This is a genomic window from Neobacillus niacini (assembly GCF_019749295.1).
Taxonomy (GTDB): domain Bacteria; phylum Bacillota; class Bacilli; order Bacillales; family Cytobacillaceae; genus Neobacillus; species Neobacillus niacini_D.
The window spans coordinates 226,060-245,606 of sequence record NZ_JACWFG010000002.1 but is presented as its reverse complement, the minus strand read 5'-3'; the positions used below and the strand labels follow the sequence as shown (position 1 = coordinate 245,606).

The 19,547-nt window shown below is 41.8% G+C and carries 19 protein-coding genes; 10 read left to right on the top strand and 9 right to left on the bottom strand.

All coding sequences use genetic code 11. The features are described 5' to 3' along the window. Nucleotides 1-147: 147 nt before the first annotated feature. Complete coding sequence (locus H0184_RS27970) at nt 148-1,230, top strand: 3D domain-containing protein (RefSeq protein WP_221822043.1); 1,083 nt, start codon at nt 148-150, stop codon at nt 1,228-1,230. Nucleotides 1,231-1,363: 133 nt separating this feature from the next. Here the strand turns inward: H0184_RS27970 and H0184_RS04815 are convergent, their stop codons facing one another. The 3 genes from H0184_RS04815 to H0184_RS04805 form a co-directional block, all read right to left on the bottom strand. Next, the gene (locus H0184_RS04815; RefSeq protein WP_221822041.1) at nt 1,364-4,267 is read right to left on the bottom strand and encodes a DEAD/DEAH box helicase; all 2,904 of its coding nucleotides are present in this window, start codon (nt 4,265-4,267) and stop codon (nt 1,364-1,366) included. 149 nt (nt 4,268-4,416) lie between these two features. Then, nucleotides 4,417-5,991 carry an SWIM zinc finger family protein gene (locus H0184_RS04810; protein ID WP_260631428.1) on the bottom strand — a complete coding sequence of 525 codons (1,575 nt, stop codon included), beginning with the start codon at nt 5,989-5,991 and terminating at the stop codon, nt 4,417-4,419. Nucleotides 5,992-6,217: 226 nt separating this feature from the next. After that, on the bottom strand, nt 6,218-6,367 hold the full coding sequence (locus H0184_RS04805; protein ID WP_221822033.1) for a hypothetical protein: 150 nt from the start codon (nt 6,365-6,367) through the stop codon (nt 6,218-6,220). Between the two features lie 204 nt (nt 6,368-6,571). Here H0184_RS04805 and H0184_RS04800 point away from each other — a divergent pair, with 204 nt between their 5' ends. Beyond that, nucleotides 6,572-7,108, top strand: coding sequence for a DUF5683 domain-containing protein (locus H0184_RS04800; RefSeq protein WP_221822031.1), 537 nt, complete (start codon nt 6,572-6,574; stop codon nt 7,106-7,108). Between the two features lie 111 nt (nt 7,109-7,219). On the opposite strand, the gene H0184_RS04795 is transcribed toward H0184_RS04800, so the two are convergent. After that, entirely contained in the window at nt 7,220-7,360 is a 141-nt protein-coding gene (locus H0184_RS04795) for a hypothetical protein (protein WP_221822029.1), read from the bottom strand. Nucleotides 7,361-7,590: 230 nt separating this feature from the next. Between H0184_RS04795 and H0184_RS04790 the strand changes: the two genes are divergently transcribed. Together H0184_RS04790 and H0184_RS04785 are read left to right on the top strand one after the other, a co-directional pair. After that, nucleotides 7,591-8,160, top strand: coding sequence for a TetR/AcrR family transcriptional regulator (locus H0184_RS04790; protein WP_313771720.1), 570 nt, complete (start codon nt 7,591-7,593; stop codon nt 8,158-8,160). Between the two features lie 363 nt (nt 8,161-8,523). Continuing rightward, on the top strand, nt 8,524-10,677 hold the full coding sequence (locus H0184_RS04785; protein WP_221822027.1) for a YhgE/Pip domain-containing protein: 2,154 nt from the start codon (nt 8,524-8,526) through the stop codon (nt 10,675-10,677). A 109-nt stretch (nt 10,678-10,786) separates the two neighbouring features. Here H0184_RS04785 and H0184_RS04780 read toward each other — a convergent pair whose 3' ends face one another. Together H0184_RS04780 and H0184_RS04775 are read right to left on the bottom strand one after the other, a co-directional pair. Further along, nucleotides 10,787-11,473: a DUF1129 family protein gene (locus H0184_RS04780; RefSeq protein WP_221822026.1), complete on the bottom strand. Its 687-nt coding sequence runs from the start codon at nt 11,471-11,473 to the stop codon at nt 10,787-10,789. Beyond that, nucleotides 11,470-11,799 (bottom strand): PadR family transcriptional regulator, encoded by a 330-nt coding sequence (locus tag H0184_RS04775; RefSeq protein ID WP_221822024.1) that lies wholly within the window; start codon nt 11,797-11,799, stop codon nt 11,470-11,472. The genes H0184_RS04780 and H0184_RS04775 overlap by 4 nt, the downstream gene beginning before the upstream one ends. A 193-nt stretch (nt 11,800-11,992) precedes the next feature. Here H0184_RS04775 and H0184_RS04770 point away from each other — a divergent pair, with 193 nt between their 5' ends. The 4 genes from H0184_RS04770 (at nt 11,993) to H0184_RS04755 (ending at nt 14,248) form a co-directional block, all read left to right on the top strand. Further along, nucleotides 11,993-12,160, top strand: coding sequence for a hypothetical protein (locus tag H0184_RS04770; protein ID WP_221822022.1), 168 nt, complete (start codon nt 11,993-11,995; stop codon nt 12,158-12,160). A 12-nt stretch (nt 12,161-12,172) separates the two neighbouring features. Beyond that, nucleotides 12,173-12,886 (top strand): helix-turn-helix domain-containing protein, encoded by a 714-nt coding sequence (locus H0184_RS04765; protein WP_221822020.1) that lies wholly within the window; start codon nt 12,173-12,175, stop codon nt 12,884-12,886. Continuing rightward, nucleotides 12,855-13,445 carry a PIN domain-containing protein gene (locus tag H0184_RS04760; RefSeq protein ID WP_221822018.1) on the top strand — a complete coding sequence of 197 codons (591 nt, stop codon included), beginning with the start codon at nt 12,855-12,857 and terminating at the stop codon, nt 13,443-13,445. The genes H0184_RS04765 and H0184_RS04760 overlap by 32 nt, the downstream gene beginning before the upstream one ends. A gap of 134 nt (nt 13,446-13,579) precedes the next feature. Then, entirely contained in the window at nt 13,580-14,248 is a 669-nt protein-coding gene (locus H0184_RS04755) for an HAD family hydrolase (RefSeq protein ID WP_221822009.1), read from the top strand. Between the two features lie 451 nt (nt 14,249-14,699). On the opposite strand, the gene H0184_RS04750 is transcribed toward H0184_RS04755, so the two are convergent. The 3 genes from H0184_RS04750 to H0184_RS04740 all read right to left on the bottom strand — a co-directional run bounded on the left by H0184_RS04750 (nt 14,700) and on the right by H0184_RS04740 (nt 16,703). Continuing rightward, nucleotides 14,700-15,323: a LysE family translocator gene (locus tag H0184_RS04750; protein WP_221822446.1), complete on the bottom strand. Its 624-nt coding sequence runs from the start codon at nt 15,321-15,323 to the stop codon at nt 14,700-14,702. A gap of 102 nt (nt 15,324-15,425) precedes the next feature. Then, nucleotides 15,426-15,854, bottom strand: coding sequence for a hypothetical protein (locus H0184_RS04745; protein ID WP_221822007.1), 429 nt, complete (start codon nt 15,852-15,854; stop codon nt 15,426-15,428). 387 nt (nt 15,855-16,241) lie between these two features. Further along, a complete protein-coding gene (locus tag H0184_RS04740) occupies nt 16,242-16,703 on the bottom strand; it encodes a DinB family protein (protein WP_221822005.1) in 462 nt (153 codons plus the stop codon). Between the two features lie 235 nt (nt 16,704-16,938). Between H0184_RS04740 and H0184_RS04735 the strand changes: the two genes are divergently transcribed. Beyond that, a complete protein-coding gene (locus tag H0184_RS04735) occupies nt 16,939-17,925 on the top strand; it encodes a serine hydrolase domain-containing protein (protein ID WP_221822002.1) in 987 nt (328 codons plus the stop codon). Further along, entirely contained in the window at nt 17,922-19,544 is a 1,623-nt protein-coding gene (locus H0184_RS04730) for an ABC1 kinase family protein (protein WP_313771711.1), read from the top strand. Before H0184_RS04735 ends, H0184_RS04730 begins: the two co-directional genes overlap by 4 nt. Nucleotides 19,545-19,547 lie beyond the last annotated feature (3 nt).

Genomic DNA, 19,547 nt, shown 5'->3' with positions numbered 1-19,547 from the left:
CAGGCACCGCATAATTACCTATGTTTTTCATCTGTTTACATTGTTTTCCACTGTTATATGACAATTTGTGATAGAGTTTTAACATTTCTGTAATATAACTGGTACATTGTCATGGTATAAATAGATTAATAGAGAAGGGGGAAGCGTATGCAACTTTTAAAGCGTATGATTTTCATGGTTCTAACATGCGTATTATTGGTGTCAGGGACTGTTGTGGCACATGCAGAATCAAGTAAGGAAGCTTTACATAGTGTGGAGCAAGAACTTGAACAAAAGGCAAATGAGAAGAACTCTATTAATCAAGAAATCGAAAAGATTAAAAAAGAAATGGACTCTTTACAATCCTATATAGCACAAAATAAACAAGCGTTGGCAGAAACACAAAAGAGAATCGTGGAAACTCAACAACTGATTGAAAAGAAGAAAGAAGAAATTGTCGTTCTTCAGGATAAAATCCACAACCGTAAAGATGTTATGAAAAGCAGATTAGTGGCTTTACAAGAGGACGAAAAACTGAATGTAGCCATTAATGTCATTCTAGAATCTAAAAGTGTGGGAGATCTTATTCAACGTGCAAATGCTGTAACAACTTTGTTTAGCGCTGATAATGATATTATTGAAGATCAGGAAAATGATCTTGCGCAGATTGAAAAAGACAAAGAAGAAATTGCAAAGCATGAGGACCAACTAGCTGTAGAAAGGGAAACGCTTTCAAAACAGCAAAATGAACTTGCTCTAAATTTGCAAAAACACCAGGAATCATTAGCGGTTACGCAGCAAAAATACAGTCAAGTTGACCAACAAATGGCTGGGATACAAGCGGAGCTGCGAGCGGCACAAGAGAAGGTACGTCAAGAACAAGAGGCAGTTAGAGTAATGAGCGCGGCTAGCAAATCTGCTGCTCCTGCTGTTCCTGCAGCACCGGCACCGACGCCAACAACTACTGGTAAAGAAATGTATGTAACGTCAACTGCCTATAGCTATCAGTCTTCTGGTAGTATTACGTACATGGGATACAACATTAAAGAAAATCCAAATATGAAATTAATCGCAGTGGACCCTTCTGTTATTCCACTCGGCTCAAAGGTTTGGGTTGAAGGATATGGAGTAGCAATCGCAGGTGACACTGGCGGCGCCATCAAAGGCCATAAAATAGATGTATTAATGCCAAACAATGCAAAAGCATTTGCATGGGGCAGAAGAACCGTAAAAGTCGTTGTCTTACAATAGTAAACGTAAAAGAGACCTAACATCATAAACACGATGTCAGGTCTCTTTTTTTGTGTAAAAATCAGATCCGTTGTTTTGGTGCCTGTCACCACCGCAAGGTGGTGACAGGCACCAAATATACATCACTGTATAATTAACCTAAATATACCAAGTCTTTGAGTTCGTCTGTAGAGAGTTCGGTGATCCAGTTTTCGCTTTGGATAATTTGGTCGTTTAGGTGCTGTTTTTTCTCTAGCATGGCGTCGATTTTTTCTTCGAGTGTGCCTGTGCAGATGAGTTTGTGTACGTGAACGAAGCGAGATTGCCCGATTCGATATGCTCTGTCTGTTGCTTGGTTTTCAACGGCTGGATTCCACCAGCGGTCGTAGTGGATAACGTGATTGGCTGCTGTCAGGTTTAACCCTGTTCCGCCTGCTTTCAAGGATAATAGGAACACAGGGAACTCCTGATTCTGGAACCTTTCAATCATCCCATCACGCTGTGTTTTAGGTACACTTCCGTTTAGGAACGGCACCTCTACACCAAACTTCTTCTTGATGGCCGCGCGAATCATTTCACCCATTTCAATATATTGCGTAAAGATGAGACAGCTTTCGCCAGAGTCTAGGACTGCATCAACGAGGTCGATAAGCTTCTCTAACTTGTTCGAACGTTCAAGGAGCAGCCTGTCAGCTGACCTTTCTTTTAAATAAAGAGCAGGGTGATTACACAGTTGTTTTAACCTGCTGAGCATTTGCAGGATCAACCCTTTGCGCTCAAAGCCTGAAAGCTTTTCAATTTCAGCAAAGGTATCACGCACAAGCTGCTCGTATAACGAAGCCTGTTCAGTGGTAAGCGGACAGTATTCTTTTTGCTCCTGCTTATCTGGAAGGTTGAGGGCAACTTCTTCATCCTTTTTCGTCCTCCTCAGCAGGAACGGACGGATTAACGACTGCAGCTCATTGACCTTTTCTTTTTTCTCATCCTTTTCGATCGGGATGACGAACTTTTTCTGGAATTGGCCTAAGCTGCCAAGATAGCCATGATTGGTAAAATCAAAAATGGACCACAGCTCTGATAAACGGTTTTCCATTGGAGTTCCCGTCAACGCGATATGATGACTCGCCCGCAGCCTTCGAACCGCCTTTGACTGCTTCGTGCCCGCATTTTTAATATTCTGTGCCTCATCAATCGCAATCGAACTCCAAAGAATCGACTCAAACTCCTCTGAATCCATATGACTCAGACCATATGAGGTAAGGACAACATCCGCATCCTTTATTTTTTCCATAAAGGCTTCTTCCTTCAGACGGTTCGGTCCATAATGCAAATGCACATTCATCTCCGGAGCAAACCGTTCGAGCTCCTTCTGCCAGTTACCAAGCACCGAAGTAGGGCAAATTATCAATGCTGCCTTAACAGGAGTTTTTGGAGTGGCTGCCTTTTCTTTGGCACCTTTTTTAGGTTCATCCTCAGTCACCAATTCCGGAAGAGCTCCGATTTCTTCCTTCACCTTCAATAAATAAGCAATTAATTGCACCGTTTTTCCGAGTCCCATGTCATCGGCGAGAACGGCGCCAAAGCCATAATGGCGCAGGAACCAAAGCCAGCTCATTCCCAACTGCTGGTACGGCCGCAGCTCGCCCTGAAGCCCCTCAGGGACAGCTTCCAATGGAATCTCATGTACTTCGGAAAGCTGCTTGATCATCTTTTTCCACTGACTGTTCAATTCAATTTGAATTCGCGCGAAAGCCTTCGGATTCTCTAGCTCATCTTCAGAAGGCGTATCTTCAATCAGTTCCTGCTCAAGCAAATCTCTGACATGCAGGCCTTCTTTCTCAGCACGCCTCATCAAATCCTGAATTTGTCGAATAAAGCCCGGATCGAGCTTTACCCAGCGGCCGCGAATAAACACCAGTCGACGTTTTTCTTCGACAAGCTGGCTGAACTCATCCTCAGAAAAGTCGACACCGTTCATGGAAAAACGCCAGTTGAAATCAAGCATCGCCTGCAGTCCAACGAACGATGGCCGGTGGCTGGATGACCCTTTCAGGGAAGCCTTCACTTTCAAATTGGCATTCTTCATCGCCTGCCACCAGGAAGGAAGGAGGATCTCAACGTCCAAAGCGACAAGGGTTTCACTGGCCTCAGTTAAAAACATCCATGCTTCTTCCTCTGTGAGCCCAGCTTTCAACGTAACTCCGTCTTCACTCAGCCAAGGAATTAACCTTGCCCAGCGGCTTTGTTCAGCTTCAACTTTTTGTAAAAATGGCTTCCACCGTGCTGGGAGCTTGGCATCCAAACTATAAACATCATCGACATTCTTCTTACCACGCAAAAAAACATCCAAGTTCCAAGGACCCTCGCCATCGAGCGGTTCCTCCAGCCTCAGTCCAATCGTAAAAGGAGTGTCGCTTTCCTTGATTCCCACCCACTCAAGCCAGCTGTCCTCATCAAAATACCGTGCCAGCTCCGCACCAGAGATATTTTGTTTCCTCAGTAATGCCAGCTTTGGTCCAAACAACTCTTTCATCGCAGCATTGCGTGTTAAATAGGCATCTAAAGCATGATCATATAAGTCCGAGATAAATTTCTGTACCGTTTCGGAATCCTCCAGGTGCGGATCAACCTCCTGATCCCAAAAAGAAGGGTCAAATTCATCCACAACTCGGACAGGGAGCTTCCAGCGAAATTCACCGTTCTCCCAAACGGAAAAGTCCGGGAGCCAGTCTTTCTCAAGAATTCCTTCATGAAGAGCGTGAGCAGCAGCAAGGCAAATTTCCGATTGGTCATCCCAGTCCCAGTCAATAAACCGATTAAACGACTCCTTTGCAAAAAGAGAAACAAGGTGCCAGCCCGTGACCACAACACCCTCCATGTCATTTACAGACTCCGTCTCCAGAAGCGTGCCAAAAAAGCTCTCATCATGGCGGCCGAACAGCACATTCTTCCACTCAGAAGCAGGCAAAACATGCCCAAACTCATCCTGAGCAGCTAAAAAATAGCGGCCATCCTCCAATTTAGTTGTCAGAAGCTTGATAAATCTAGTTTTCAGCATCGCAAAGTTACTCCTTTTACTAGGGTGGGGGGACATCTCTTTAGAATGGGACTGTCCGCCTGAGGTGGACAGTGTCCACGAGTGGTGCCTGTCACCACAGAAAGACACTGTCCACGAGCGGTGACAGGCACCGCCCAGCATGGTCCCATTTATTCTTCGATAAGCTTGCTCCGTCTGCATTCTTCGTGGAAGGCGCGGAGTCTTTTGGTTTTTTCCATTAGGCTGTCGAGGAAGTATTGCCAGTCGTCGACGCGTTTGGTCTTCTTATATAATGTACGCAGTTTTTTTAGGTGCCGTACGGCTGCTTTGTAGCTGGAGCGGTTTTTTTGATTGATTTCGTTCAGTGCGGATTGGTGCAGCATCCCTAGCAGCACTTCCGGTTTTTCTTTTTCAATCACTTTAACGCGCTCCCTTGGCAAATCGTAAAACTTCCACCCCATAAAGGCCTGGAGGTCACCCCATTTGTCGTACTGCTTCCGTTCAAATAACAAAAATTCATACTCAGTATAGCTATAAGGCAGCGTCGCCAGCATCGTCCGTTCATATAATTCAAACTTACCATTTTCCGTTACATATGGGCTAATCGCCTTAAGTGACGACCGCGTGAAGGACGCACAAGAATGATACGTACGCAGGAAGTCTAAATAACCCTTAAGGTTAGATGAAAACAGCTCAATATACGGCCCGACTCGTTTCCACGCTTTATTCTGTGACAACAGATCAATCCAATGGAGCATATAAGGGGTAATCACTTTATCATCCATTTTATTAATCAAATCTAATGCTAGTTCATCCTTTTGCTGCAAAACGCTGATATGTATCCCAGCCACCATGAGCGGATTTGGATTTTCCCACTCCTCCAGCGACTTCATTCGTTCATTAATCGCTAAGATTTCTTGATCACGCCATTCTTTCTTTTTAAAAAGGTTAGTCCAGAGGAGGCGGTAGAGATAGACTCGTTCCTGCTCAAGTCCCGTAGCTGATGTCAAAAGCTCAAACACTTCGTCCTTTAATTTTAAAATAAAATCGTCGAAGTCAAACGGAAGTGACTGAACTCCAATTTTCAAAACGAGCTCATCGGCATCCTCGATTAAATTATGGAAAACGGAAAGGTATGCACGTCTAACGACATCCTCTGCAAACCCTGAGTCTTCTGTCAGAGCCGCCAGCTTTTTAAACGAAACCACGATTCCAACCATTTCATACAGCAGGCGCCATTCCTGTTCCACCGGAGCGCTTGCTCTAATCCGCCGTTCATAAATATTGAAAAGCTCAGCAATGATAAAAGGGCTGGAGTACTTTTTCGAATTAAGGATGGTATCGAAGCTCACTTCGAAAGATTCAACCCAGCGCCCATAATCAGGCTTCATGACACCGTTCGCCTTTATTAAATCCTTTGCTTTCTGAAGACCCCAGTCAGCAACGTCATTCTTTTCCTTCATCGGCTCCCGCCATTCCGCGACCCACTCTGCGACACTTCCAACACGTGAATAGGCAGCAAAAAACACAGCCATCTGATGGCGGCATAATCCCTCGTGCGGGCATGTACAGCTGCTAAGCGACAAACTTGTGAAATGGAGCTTCACATAGCAAGGCGTCACATCCTGTACCATCGCCGTAATTTGGGCATTCCATATTTGTACTTGCTTGACCAGCCCTTGCCGGTACAGCATGAGGCCCTTTTGAACGAGCTTCACATCATCGGCAGCATGCGGATGCAGCAATTCTTTTATCTCTTCTGCAAGAAGTTCGATCCGTTCGTTAGCAGTCGTTGCTCCCAAAGCCACGACCCCCTTTTTTAGAAAAATCCATATTCCTATATTATACCCAAAAAATGGACTTTAGAGGAGAGAAAAAGGTATTTCTCCTCAAGACCGGTTTTTTTATAAAAATAATCGTGGTTTTCAGGGCTATAAATAAAAAAAGTCCAGGCTCGATTGACGCCTGGGCTTAGGTATTTTCCATTTCGGCTGTTGTGTTAATAGGTTGATTCTGTCCCAGCTGCGTTGAGACGTATTCAAATAGGTGAGTAATATATTGTGTAAGCTCGAAGCCCTCTTCATTAGCAAATTGAGATAATAGCAATTTAGATTCTTTCATTCTACTTTCCCCCTTAAAATTACTTTCTATCATCATTCTTACCAATCTATCATTCTCGTATACATCCAAAATCATTTTGGTTCAAATTACCCGCGACCTCATTATTCTGCTATAACTAAAATACCAAATTTTGTGAAATATGCCGAAAAACCCCCAAATCCAAAGAAAATGGCTGTAATATATTAAAAAGAGAGGATGGGCGCAATGAGACAGAGAACTGAGTATAAATCCCCATATGCAGCAGCGGTATGGTCGATGGTCTTACCGGGGTTTGGACAGCTTTACAATAAGGATTACATCATTGGTTTTGTGTTGATTGGCTTTGAAATTCTCATTAATCTATACTCGAACTTGAACCTAGCACTACTTTATTCTTTTACTGGTGATTTCTCCCAAGCCCACAGTGTCGTTAATTACAGGTGGGGCATGTTTTATCCCTCACTCTATGCTTTTTCCATTTGGCAGGCGTTTAATTCAGCCAAGGCCAGCAATGCCAAGGCCCTCGATCGGATAATAAAACGAAGATCTTACTATACAGGCTTTTTCATCGGTTTGGTGGTAGGCATGGATTTTGGACTATTTTGGCATGACCTTCCCTATTTGAACCAATTTAAGGTCCTAAGTATCCTAGATCTGCCTGTGTTTAGCGGCCTGACCTTCGGACTCCTGCTCGGCTTTCTTGGAAACTATCTAGAAAAAACAATTTATCGAAAAAAGAAGGCAGCAGACCAGTTAGCCTAATGAATGACTGATTGGAGTTTGTCCATTTATAAGGTATGTCCATGTCAGAGATTTTGACACGGCGCTCACGAAAAAAACCAGTCCCAGCAATGCCGGGACTGATCAAATTTTTTATGATAAATCAATTGCTGCCTCAGTTTCTTGTGTTACCCCTGGTTCCGGTGTTTTTGTATCTTCTGCAAACCGCTCCAAACCACCCGTGGCACAAAACAAAACCAACGCAATAAACAATGCAATTAAAACTCTTTTCATCGAAATGATCCCCCAATTATTCCCTTTATATCTCTACTTAATAAGACGTATGTAAGCGGCAATTAGTTCCATAAAACAATTTGACAAAATTCGCAGGATGAAAAACTCCTTAGGAGGCAAACTTTAGTGTGTTGCTTTTCTAAAATACATATGTTATAGTACTTTTTGTTCAAATGACCAAATTAGTATTTTAGTCAGTTTTTTTAAAAGTGAGGTGTGTGGATGTGGCAGTGATTGATCGGAAGAAATTGATATTAGAGGCAGCAGCAAAGTCTTTTTCCTTATATGGCTATAAGGCAACAACGATGGATCAGGTTGCAAAGCTGGCCAATGTGGGGAAAGGAACCATCTATACCTTTTTCAAAACAAAGGAAGAGTTATTTGAAGAAATCATCAACTCGTTAATCGCTGATATTCGATTCGAAGTGGAAAGCGTATTGGATGAGTCAGCCTCGATTCTTGAAAATGTGAACAGCGTATTAGTTCGGGTTCATGCGTTCCGGGAATCGCATCAATTGACGATAAAATTGATTCAGGAAGAACGCGATATGGGCACACAAACTGTCGTCGAAGCGATGCAGCGGGTGGAGCAATCAATCATTCAGTACATGAAAGCAATCATTCAAAAAGCAATCGATAAAGGGGAAATCAAATCCTGCGATCCAGAAGTCACGGCTTTTGTGATGCTGAAAATGTACTTTTCCTTGGTAATCGACTGGCAGAGGAACCATCCACCATTAACAAAAGAAGAAATCGCAAAGCTCTTTGAACTTTACTTACTAAAAGGCTTGTTAGCATGAGTCTTTTATTTTGCAGTAAAATGACCGGTTGAACAGAACGGTCACTTTTTATACTTAAAAATGACTAAATGAGAAAAATAGTCACTTTTGAAAATGTGGGCTTTGGTATGATTCATTTTTTCGAATAGGTATGAGAAGTCATAAGCGGAGAATTTCCTGTTAAGGTATAAGCGCAAGCTTAAAAGGCAGATATAAGCGGAGGTATTCCGACTAACGATTTGAAATAAGCCAAGATTCAAAGATTTATCGACGATAGACGGAAAAACGTCCCTTATTTCAAACAAAAAACAAGAAAATACCTATTTAACCGGATATTCTCCGTTTATTTTTCAAAAACACAAAAATGTATCGGAGGTAAGTTGAATGAAAGGACTTAAGGCAGAATTAAAAACAATCCTTTCCAATCGCAAGGTGCTCATTCCCATCATCGCCATTCTCTTTATTCCCGTTTTATATGCCGGGATGTTTCTGTGGGCGTTTTGGGATCCGTATAAATATTTAGGCGACCTGCCTGTGGCGATTGTGAATCAGGATGAAGGGGCTGTGCTGGATGGTGAGCAGCTACAGATTGGGGATGACCTGGTCAAAAGTCTGAAGAAAAGCAATACGTTTGATTTTGATATTGTAGATAAGAAGCAGGGCTATCAAGGCTTGGAGGATCAAGAGTATTATATCCTGGTCGAAATTCCAAGCAATTTTTCAAAAAATGCAACAACCTTGCTGGAGGATCAACCGGAAAAGTTAGAAATCAAATATGTTCCGAATGAAGGGGCAAACTTCCTTTCTGCGCAAATTGGTGAAACCGCGATGAAGGAAATCAAAGCGGAGATCTCAAAGGAGATTGTCGCAACATACTCTGAAAGTATTTTTGAAAAAGTAACCGAAATGGGTGATGGGTTAGCCCAAGCAAGCGAGGGTGCCGGCCAAATCAAAGATGGTTCAGCAGAATTAAACGAGGGTGCAGGACAAATCAAGGAAAACCTTGAAACCTTAGCAAGCAAATCGATTGAATTTGAAGAAGGAATCAACAGTGCCGCATCGGGTTCAAATGAGGTAGCACAAGGTACGGCGGCGATTCAACAAGGATTACAAGAGGTTGACGAGAAACTGCCGCAGCTGGTGACAGGCACCGAAAAAGCACAAGCAGGGGCTGAGCAAATCAAAGAAGAATTGCCAGCAGGAATTGCAGCCGGAATCAACTCTCAGTTAGCGGGCAGTACAGAGAAATTAAACGATGGTATCAATCAATTTGAAACTCAGTTAGGCGCTGGATTATCTGCGCAAATTGCGGACCAGATGATTGCACAGCAGACAGCCAAAATGCAGGAACTCGCTAAAGCGTTAATCGCCAATGGTGTTCCCGCTGAAACGGTGACAGCCATTATGGAACAACAGACTGCGCCATCCAAGGCAGAGGTGGAGCAGCAGGTTTCACAAGCAATCACTCCTGGATTGCACCAGGGCTTCACGCAGTTTAAAACACAGGTAAACGAACAACTGCAGGGAGCGACATCTGGTTTAGAAACACAATTGAAACAACAAACAGACCCTGTCTTTGATCAATTAATTGGCGGCATTGGCGAAATCAATGAGAACCAAGTGAAGCTGCAGCAAGGAATTCACCAGCTTTATGAAGGCTCGAACGCATTAACTTCCGGTGCCAACCAGCTGACAGCCGGTATGGGAGAATTGTCATCGGGCGCAGGTAAAATAACAGAAGGAACCGGAAAGCTAGCAGATGGTTCTGCTGAATTACAAGCAGGAACGGAAAAATTGCAGGACGGAACTTCAGAGTTAAACGAGAAGCTGTCAGACGGAGCGGAAGCAGCGAACAGTGTAGAGGCGGATGATGATACGTATGATATGATGGGCGAGCCTGTTAAGGTGGATAAAAATGAGATTAACACCGTGCCAAACTACGGTACCGGCTTTGCACCTTATTTCATCTCACTTGGATTATTTGTCGGTGCACTCATAATCTCAATTGTTTTTGGTCTAAGGGAACCCGCAGTCAAACCGGCTTCGGCTTCACAATGGTTTTTCGGTAAGTTTGGCGTCATCACTATTATTGGTGTTGTTCAGGCGCTATTAGTCGATTTTGTGTTACTTATTGGCTTAGGAATTGAAGTACAAAGCTTGCCATTGTTTATCGTAACAACGATTCTAACAAGTATGGTGTTCGTGACATTGATTCAATTGCTGGTCACAACGTTAGCGGATGTTGGCCGATTTATCGCCATTCTCATCCTAATCATGCAATTAACTACAAGCGCGGGAACTTTCCCACTTGCGTTAATACCAGAGGCGCTGCAGCCATTTAATGCATTCTTCCCAATGACATACAGCGTCCAGGCGTTTAAAGCCGTGATCTCAAGCGGCGACTTTGCTTACATGTGGCAAAACAATCTAGTATTGCTCGCTTACATGGCTGGCTTCATGATCGTGACATTTATCTTCATTACAGTAAGTTTCAAGCGTAATAAGAGCAGTGACACAATTATCGAACAGGCAGCGTAAAAATGGAAAACACCGAGTTCGCTTAGGAGGCGGATTCGGTGTTTTTTTTTACAGTGTGGGGTGGGGATGTTGTACCTGCCTCATCAATTCCCAGCCGCCAATAGAGAATCTATCGAAGCCCAACCTCAAGTTTTTTGAAAGTAAATACGATTACCCAAAGGGCACACCCTGTTAGGATAGATGCCCACCAAGAAAAGTGGAAGGAGGGGCCGAACTCTGGGATCAACATGGTTGGAGCAATGATAAGTCCCATGGAGATTGCTCCGAAGAGACCAACCTTTACCATGTCTTTCGTTTCATTAGCATGTTCATTAAACAAAGAACGTTGGATGGTTCTAAAAATAAACCATACGCCGAATGCAACGGATCCTAAGATTAAGGAAAGTGTCAATAGAGAGGAGAACAGATAAACACTTGAATCCACAGCTTCATTCTTAATTTGAGAACCTAGGAGAATAGCCACTCCGCGAATCATAAGCATCCAACTGAACAGATCCAGAACAAGCCTAGAAACAAATGGAATGACGTTTCGTTTCTTTTCCTTCGGTAAGTTTAGAACAATTTCATCTGCATACTGTTTAGGGTCTTCCCCGAAAATGTCCCGAGCGCTCTTGCCTTCGTTTTGGCCATCAAGAAGATGGTCGAGCATTTCCATCAACACTTCCTCGGATTGCTGTTCGGACAGTGTTAATTGCAGACGAATATATATGAGCATGTCACTATAGTATTTTTCATTCTCGGGTGTGAGTTGTTCCCGTTTTCTATTATTCTCCTCAATTAAATGTTTCGCCTTCATTCTAATCTCCCCTTAAATAAAGAATTAACTGGTCCGACCATCTCTTTCCATTCTGTAACGATAATGTCTAGAGATTCCTTGCCTTCTTTTGTTAAAAAATAATACTTTCGGTTTGGTCCCGATTCAGAGGGCTGCATTTCTCCCCTGATAAGACCGTTTTTCTGTAAGCGTAGCAACACGGGATAAATCGTACCCTCGCTGACATCGCTTAAACCAAATTCCTGAAGCTTCTTAGATAATTCATAGCCATATACCGGTTCTTTTTCAATAACAGCTAAGACACAGCCATCCAAGATTCCCTTTAATAACTGACTTCTTAAGGACATGGATTTGCTCCCTTCCTAAACCTTTCAGCTATATTGCTAAACAAGATAGCTGAGTAAAAAAACAGCTACTTGGTTATACATAGTAGCTAACTTTAGATTACCTTTTTATACCATTCTTGTCAATAGTAAGTCACAACAAGATGGTGGCGTGGAATTAGTTAGGCATATAAACAAAGTACATAAGCAGGGAAGATTGCAAAATCCGCAGGTGAAGGAATCATTTTGGCAGGCGAGAGTAGGAATCGAGGTACAAAGCTTTTATGACTGCCCGCAATCAAACCATGTAACTCAAACTCTACATGTTGTTGAGTTTGTTGATTTAAATGTTGAGTTTCGTGTTATACTAAACAAAAAAGAGTAAAGGGGTGATGTTATGGTTATTAAAGAATGGCGGACAGCTGAAGGATTGTGGAAGAGCATATTAATTTTAGTAAAAGGACAGCATTTTCCAGAGGCCTATGAAGTGATGAAGGTAATTGCTAATCAAGCTTTGCAGTCGATTAGTGGTATGAGTGTTTTCCCTGCCTTTTCGATTCCTCTTGATAAGATAATAGACGAAAAAGAGATACTCATTATGCAATCCATGTCAAAAGAGATAGATGAATTAATTCAACAGAAGGATAAGGAAGGGGCAGCAGACCGAATTACGGAGTATTTGGGGAGCATCATTCATTTGTTTTCTGAATCACATACAGAGGCTGAAACCATGTATAAGAAAGTGGTAAAGGCACTTATTGAAAGCAAAATGACTGATTCTGTTTCTGCCCAGATTAGTAAAATCTCAGAACCTGCAGAAATCTACAGCTTGAGTACGGAATATACGAACCGCGATTATGCAACAACAAGTGAAGCAGCAGAGATTGGAGGAGTGTCAGACCAAACGATTCGCCGCTGGTGTGAAAAGGGAAAGTTCCCAGGTGCCTATCAAACCGAAGGCGGTCACTGGAGGATTCCACAAAAACTATTCAAAGTAACATTGCAGCAGGCAAGAGAAGCCAATGCCTTCATGAAAAAAGTAGATGAAGACACCCGTAGACAGTTAGGAGATGATATAGATGAGTTCGACATCGACATCGATTACTCCTAAAGCACTTCTCGACACGACGGTGTTGTGTGGTGCCTTACTGACCAATGGTGTCAATCGTCAAATACTCTATTCTGCACAATTAGGATTCTATCAGCCTGTTATTTCTAATGTGTGTTTGCTGGAATTTATACGGAATGCTGCAGAAGGTATTGGGAATAGAAAGAAGAAAAAGGTATTTGATTGGGAGACGATTGATTCGTTTTTAAATCAATTCGTCTTTCCTGCATTACAAGATGAAGAAGTAACCAATAGTGTTGTCTCCCGTAATAGTTACGAAGTTATTAAAATGCTTACAAAAATGTCTTCAATTTCGATTGGAGATGCCCTCCTCAAGATTTCCTCCTGTACAACAGACCAAGCGCAAGTAATTGTCCATCAATATGATATGCAACTTCCTCTAGAGCTTTTTGATATTCAAGATTTCCATGTATGGACTACAGCCATTGAAACTCGGTGTAATTACATAGTCACACGAAACACCAAGCGTTTTCCTTCTAGAATTGGCTCCATTGTTAGAATTGATCCAATAGACTTTATTGAAAATTTAGGAGGCAATTAAGGCCTTGTTCCGGATATAAATTCCATTATTTCCAGTGCTAACATGCCGAAATTTAAATTTACGTACCGTTATGTTTAGAAGGACTTTCCCTAATTGAACAAGAAGAATAATAAGGGTAGAGGGGGAAGTTTAAAATGATTAAAGCAGTATTATTCGATTTAGATGGAACATTGTTAAATCGGGATGAGTCGGTAAAAAGGTTCATCCATACCCAATATGAAAGATTAAATAGAGTGGTAGGTCATATTCCAAGAGAGACCTATATCAAGAGATTTATAGAATTAGACCAACGCGGCTATGTATGGAAGGATAAGGTATATCAGCAATTGGTTGGGGAATTTCAAATCACGGTGATGACATGGGAAGAGCTTCTACAAGATTATATCGCTGGATTCAAACATCATTGCGTTCCATTTCCAAATCTCATAACCACACTGGAAAAATTAAAAAACTACAACATACGATTAGGCATCATTACAAATGGCAGGGGCCAGTTTCAGCTCGATAATATTAATGCGTTAGGGATAGAAAAGTACTTTGACACCATTCTAATATCGGAATGGGAAGGGATGAAGAAGCCAAACCCCGAAATTTTTAAGAGGGCACTAAAGCAGCTGAATGTTTCGCCCCACCAAAGTGTATTTGTCGGGGACCATCCTGAAAATGATGTGAAGGCTGCCCAGAATATAGGGATGATAGGCATTTGGAAAAGAGACCCGCAATGGAATCAGGTGGAAGCGGATTACATAATAGAGGATCTAGCGGATTTGCTTTTATTTTTAAAAAAGGAGTACGTAAAATGAATTCATTTCAATACCCTAAACATTGAGGATGCTTTTTCATTTATGAAAAATAAGGCTGTGTTAAATTAGGCTGTTGATTTCACTATGTTGAAAAATAAGCGGAGAAATTCCGGCTAATTTAAAAAATACTCCTATTTCATTAAATATAAGCGGAGGTTCTCCGGTTATTTTATCCAAATCAGTGGATTTTGGTCTTTTTAGAGACGTTAACCGGAATATCTCCGCTTATAACAGCACCTTATGCATCCTCTATATATATTAGCCGGAAATTCTCCGACTATTAATTCGCCATTCACATACCTACACGAAAATCAACAATGAATGATAACAGAGCCAAAAATAAAGGTGTAAATGTAATATCTGAGATTCAACATAATCACTATTTTACTTTCAAGGATCCTGATGGAAATATGTTAATGATATGTAAATGTTCCACTGCTGTTTGAGGTTTCTATGCCTTTTCCATTGTCAGCTTAATCCCAAATCCAATCAGGACAGTTCCGGTTATTCCTTCTATCACACTTTGAGTTTTGGGTTTTTTCATAAAAGCACGAATCTGGTCAAGCAGGTAGATATAGAACAAAAACCAGAGCGCGGTTAACAGCATATACGTGATTCCCATGATGAGAAAGGGAAGAAAAGATTGGCTGCCGGACTCTACGAATTGAGGCAGGAAAGTCAGGAAAAATACTGCTACTTTTGGATTTAAGAGGTTGGTAAGGAACCCCTGCTTAAAACAGGACTTACCTTCATACTTGCTCTCGGCAGGTATGTCGCTGGCTGTTGTTTTATTCTGCTTCAACGCCCATAATGTCTTGATTCCTAAATAGACCAAGTAAACCGCACCAAAGTATTTGAAGATAGAAAATAGAAAGGCTGACTTCACAATAATCGCGGAAAGTCCGACAACCGCAGCAAGAGTATGAATGAGAAGGGCGCAGCACGTACCCAAAATCGTTTTAAACCCGCCGGTTCTCCCTACTGTCAGCGTATTCTTGGTGGCAATAGCGGTATCAGGGCCAGGCAAAATAATCAGTAAAATACACATAATCACAAACAAGCCAAAGTTCTCTATGTCAATCACACCTTTCTAAAAAAATGGTTAGAATTAATTTACCATAAATAGTTAGAATAGTGTAAAAATATTTAGACATTCTCAGGCTTTAATGACACCGTACTAAGGATGCCAGATTTCCTCTTCACCCATGCTTAAAGGTGAAGCATATGAATTGATGAAAAATATGTAAACCGGAAACAGAATGCAAGATCCAAATATTAAAAGACTAAATCTCGGAAAAAGCGTCACCCCTGCATTAAGAGATGTGAAAACAGTGAAGAAATAGAGTAAAACAATAAAATAAGGCACCCAAAGAATAAGTGTCCAAAAACTGCTTTTTCTGCCTAATTTCCACTTCCTTGTTAAGTTAATAAAAATAAGTGTTGCAAGAAGGAGTCCAATAACATTAATAATGGCAATAACAATGTAAACATGATCCCATTCCCAGCCGTACGCCTCACTAATATGTGAAACATTGATGATGAGTTCAATGGCAATAAACAACGCTAACGCGTATAGGGCACTAATACTATTTAACTTTATAAACAACATCATAACCTCCGTAACTGAGTTTAGCTCGTATTCCATTATACCCATTCTTAACGTAAACTGCTCTGAATTAGAATCTGAAAGGGAAAAGGCGAGAATGTTCCCGAACCACCGAGCGTTGAAGGTATTTTATTGTATGGCCGTTAAAATCCTGGCCTGTTTTTATTCATTGTGCAGGGTTGAGAATTCATAGACGGAGAATCTCCGCCTATTGTTATAGTGGGACCTTAAGAGGCAGGGATAAGCGGAGATATTCCGCTTATCCGCTTTAAATATGACAAATTCAAAGGATTTGGATACATTAGGCGGAAAATCTCCGCCTATTTTTAGGGAAATATGAGTATTTCCCAATTTAAACGGAGAATCTCCGCTTATTTTCCAAACAGCTTACCTCATACATTTCTTCAAATCAATAATGCTCTGCAGGTGCATGCCTTCATGAAAAATGGTTCGAATCAACACCTGCTCGATGGTATGCATGCCCATTTCGGTTGGCGGGAACTCTTCCTCTAAACGGTGACCATATGTATTCTTAATGTCAGTTGGCTGTTTTTTTAACAGCTCTTTCAGCTCTTCAAACGATGGCGTATCAGATGTGAAGTCTGCTGGGGAGGTTCCATAACCAAACCACCCATGAAAGGATTCGGGAACATCGGCCTTTCCCTTCGTTACCGCCTGGATCCACAAATACTGGTCGAGGTAGATATGCCCGAGGTTCCAGCGAATATTATTATTGAATCCCTTAGCTATCACTTCTGCCTCTGCTTCCGTTACATTTTCCACTACTCCTAAAATATAACTTCGATACGATTCTAACTGGGTAAATAATACTTCATGACGGCTTTCCATCCACATTCCTCCTTTTTTCACTAGCAAAGTATTCGTTATAACAGAGAGACTTCCTGCTATTTTTATCAAAAAAAAACTGACTACTAAAGTCAGTTCAGGGGACGCCAGGTGCTTCCTCGCGTCTTCTATAGTATATTCAGAGTGATGGTAAATGTTCCAAAAGTTGGAACCTTATTAAAAGGATATCGTATATATTAATAGAAAGAAGAGTACTAGGATTAAAAGGTGTGTGAATATGATTTTTGAAAAATTAATTTCATATGTTGAGGATATTAAAGTACGGAATCACAGCAGCGGTGCGGCGCTCGTGATCATAAAAGACAATCAGGTAGTTCTGGAGCACTATAGCGGCCGCCATTCTCATGCAGATGCTTCCCGGCTCATTGATGAAAACTCTCAATTTAATGTCGCTTCGGCGAGAAAAAGTTATTTGGGCTTATGCGTCGCATATGCTGTACATGAAGGGAACCTAAGGTTGGATGACCTTGCAGTGGATTACTTTAAAGAATACGACCCAGAAGTACTGGGCAGAACAACGATCCGGCATCTCGTTACCCATTCCCACGGGTTACATGAAAACGAGGATGGGACGATTTTTCGAGAGTTCCCACCCGGACAGGATTGGGCATACAGAGGAATTAACATAGTAATGATGACGAAGTTAATAAACAAACTTTATCAAAAAAGCTTTCCTGAGCTTTTAAACGAAAGAGTATTTCAGCCTCTAGGTTTGAAGGAAACAGCTTGGCAGACAAAGCCCAGCGAGAAACTAGTACCGCTCATTGATGATCCCAATGAACCTGCTTCCTATAAACTAGGCCAGACAAGTGACGGGACCGAATCGAATCTTCACACCTCTGCACGCGAGTTTGCGTTATGGGGGAATCTTCATTTAAACAAAGAATTGGTAGCTGAAGAAGTAATTAAATTAGCCACACAAGTTCAAAATCCTCCTTATAAAAATAAAGATCTGCCGCAAAACGGATTGTTCTGGTATGTGCAAGGTACACCTGCGAGTAGAAGTGAGATAGGAGACAGAGTACCGAAAGGGTCTTATCAGATTCTAGGTATAAACGGGCCAACGCTGCTTGTCATTCCAGAATACAATGTTGTCGTCGCAAAAATGTATAACAAAAGATATAACTACGGGGGCGCGAATTATCTCTATTATTTAAGGGTGTTTAGTAATTTGGTTGCTGATATATGGAGGGGACAAGGGTGAAAGTAAAGAATAAGCTGGTCCGAATGTCAAAGATTCTTTCAATGGCCTTCGTAATCTTCGTACAAATTTACTGGTATAAAATCCGTCGGAAACCTGCATCGGAATGGGAAGTACTCTGGGGGAAAATAGGTGCACGCTATCGAAATACGTTGTTTGAATTAGAGGGCTTATTGATAAAAGTTGGACAATTTCTCAGCACACGTGCCGATTTGCTGCCAGAAGCGTTTATCAGCCAAATTGAAGATCTAACCGATAAAGTTCCACCTTCAGACTGGAGTGAAATTGAGACCATCCTTGAAAGCCAGTGGGGGAAGTCCTTAAAGGAAAACTTTCTTTCTATCGAGAAAACCGCGATTGCTTCTGCCTCGATTGGTGAGGTGTATCAAGGAGTCCTAAAAGATGGAACGAAGGTTGCGATTAAAGTAAAACGCCCTTATATCGATAGTATCGTCCAAACTGATTTCACCGTTTTAAGTATTATCATTTGGTTTGCTGACCATTTTGTACCGATTCCAAAAGGGTTCATTAACTTCAAAGTCCTGTTTCAGGAGCTTAAACAAGTCATCCAGCGTGAGCTGGATTACGCAATGGAGCACGATACAATCCAATTTTTTAAAGAACGATTTAAAGATATGGATAGTGTGAAGATTCCTGCTGTTTATTCGGAGCTGTGTACGTCAAATGTATTGGTGATGGAATGGATGGACGGTATCCGTCTTACCGATTTCGTGGGATTGGAGGCTGCAGGGATCGATCGCGAGGAAGTGGCGCAAGTGCTGATGAAGGTGTTTCTTCCGCAATGGCTTGAGCCTGGAAAGTTTCATGCTGACCCGCATCCCGGGAATGTGCTCGTATCAAACGAGGGGAAAATCATTTTGCTCGATTTTGGAATGATTGGCGAGATTAGCAAGAAGGATGCTGCCCATTTTCAAGGGTTAATAGAAAGTTTTCTTTCAAAAAATTATGCCAAAGCTGTTGATTGTCTATCACAGTTAGGGTTTTTACTGCCGGAAGCCGATTCAAGAACGATTCAAAGGCTGTTGGCGGAGTTGGTTTCCTTTGAACCTGAACAATTAAAGCAAATGGATATGCTGGCACTTAAAAAGGAAATGAACGATACCATTCAGGCCCTTCCGATTCAGGTGCCGACAAGGTTTGTGTTTTTAGGACGCTCATTTGTCACGATTGAAGGAATCATTCGAAATCTGGCACCTGAAGCGGAGCTGCTGGATTTAGGGAAACCCGTTTTTATGGAGTGGCTGGAGAAACAAGGGAATACGAAATGGACCTTTATTTGGAAATGGATTCAAGCGCAGCCTGCCTTTAAGCTGGTCCATTCGGTTACCGAATTTTTTAATACACCCCAAAGACTTGAAGAGTTAAAAGAACTAGAACAAAGAAGGCAATTTCAATTTGTCATTTTTGAAAATAATAAAAAGCGGTTATTTCAGATACTCCTGCTTGGGGTCATCGGAATGGCAGCGGGTTTTTATACCTCGCACGCAATCATCCTGAACCTATCAGCTGGCGGCACTTCTTTGGCTCTTGTAGGATATATGATTTGCAGCATGAAGCAGAGAAAATGGTTAAAGTATATGCATGAAAAACGAAGAGAATAGGAG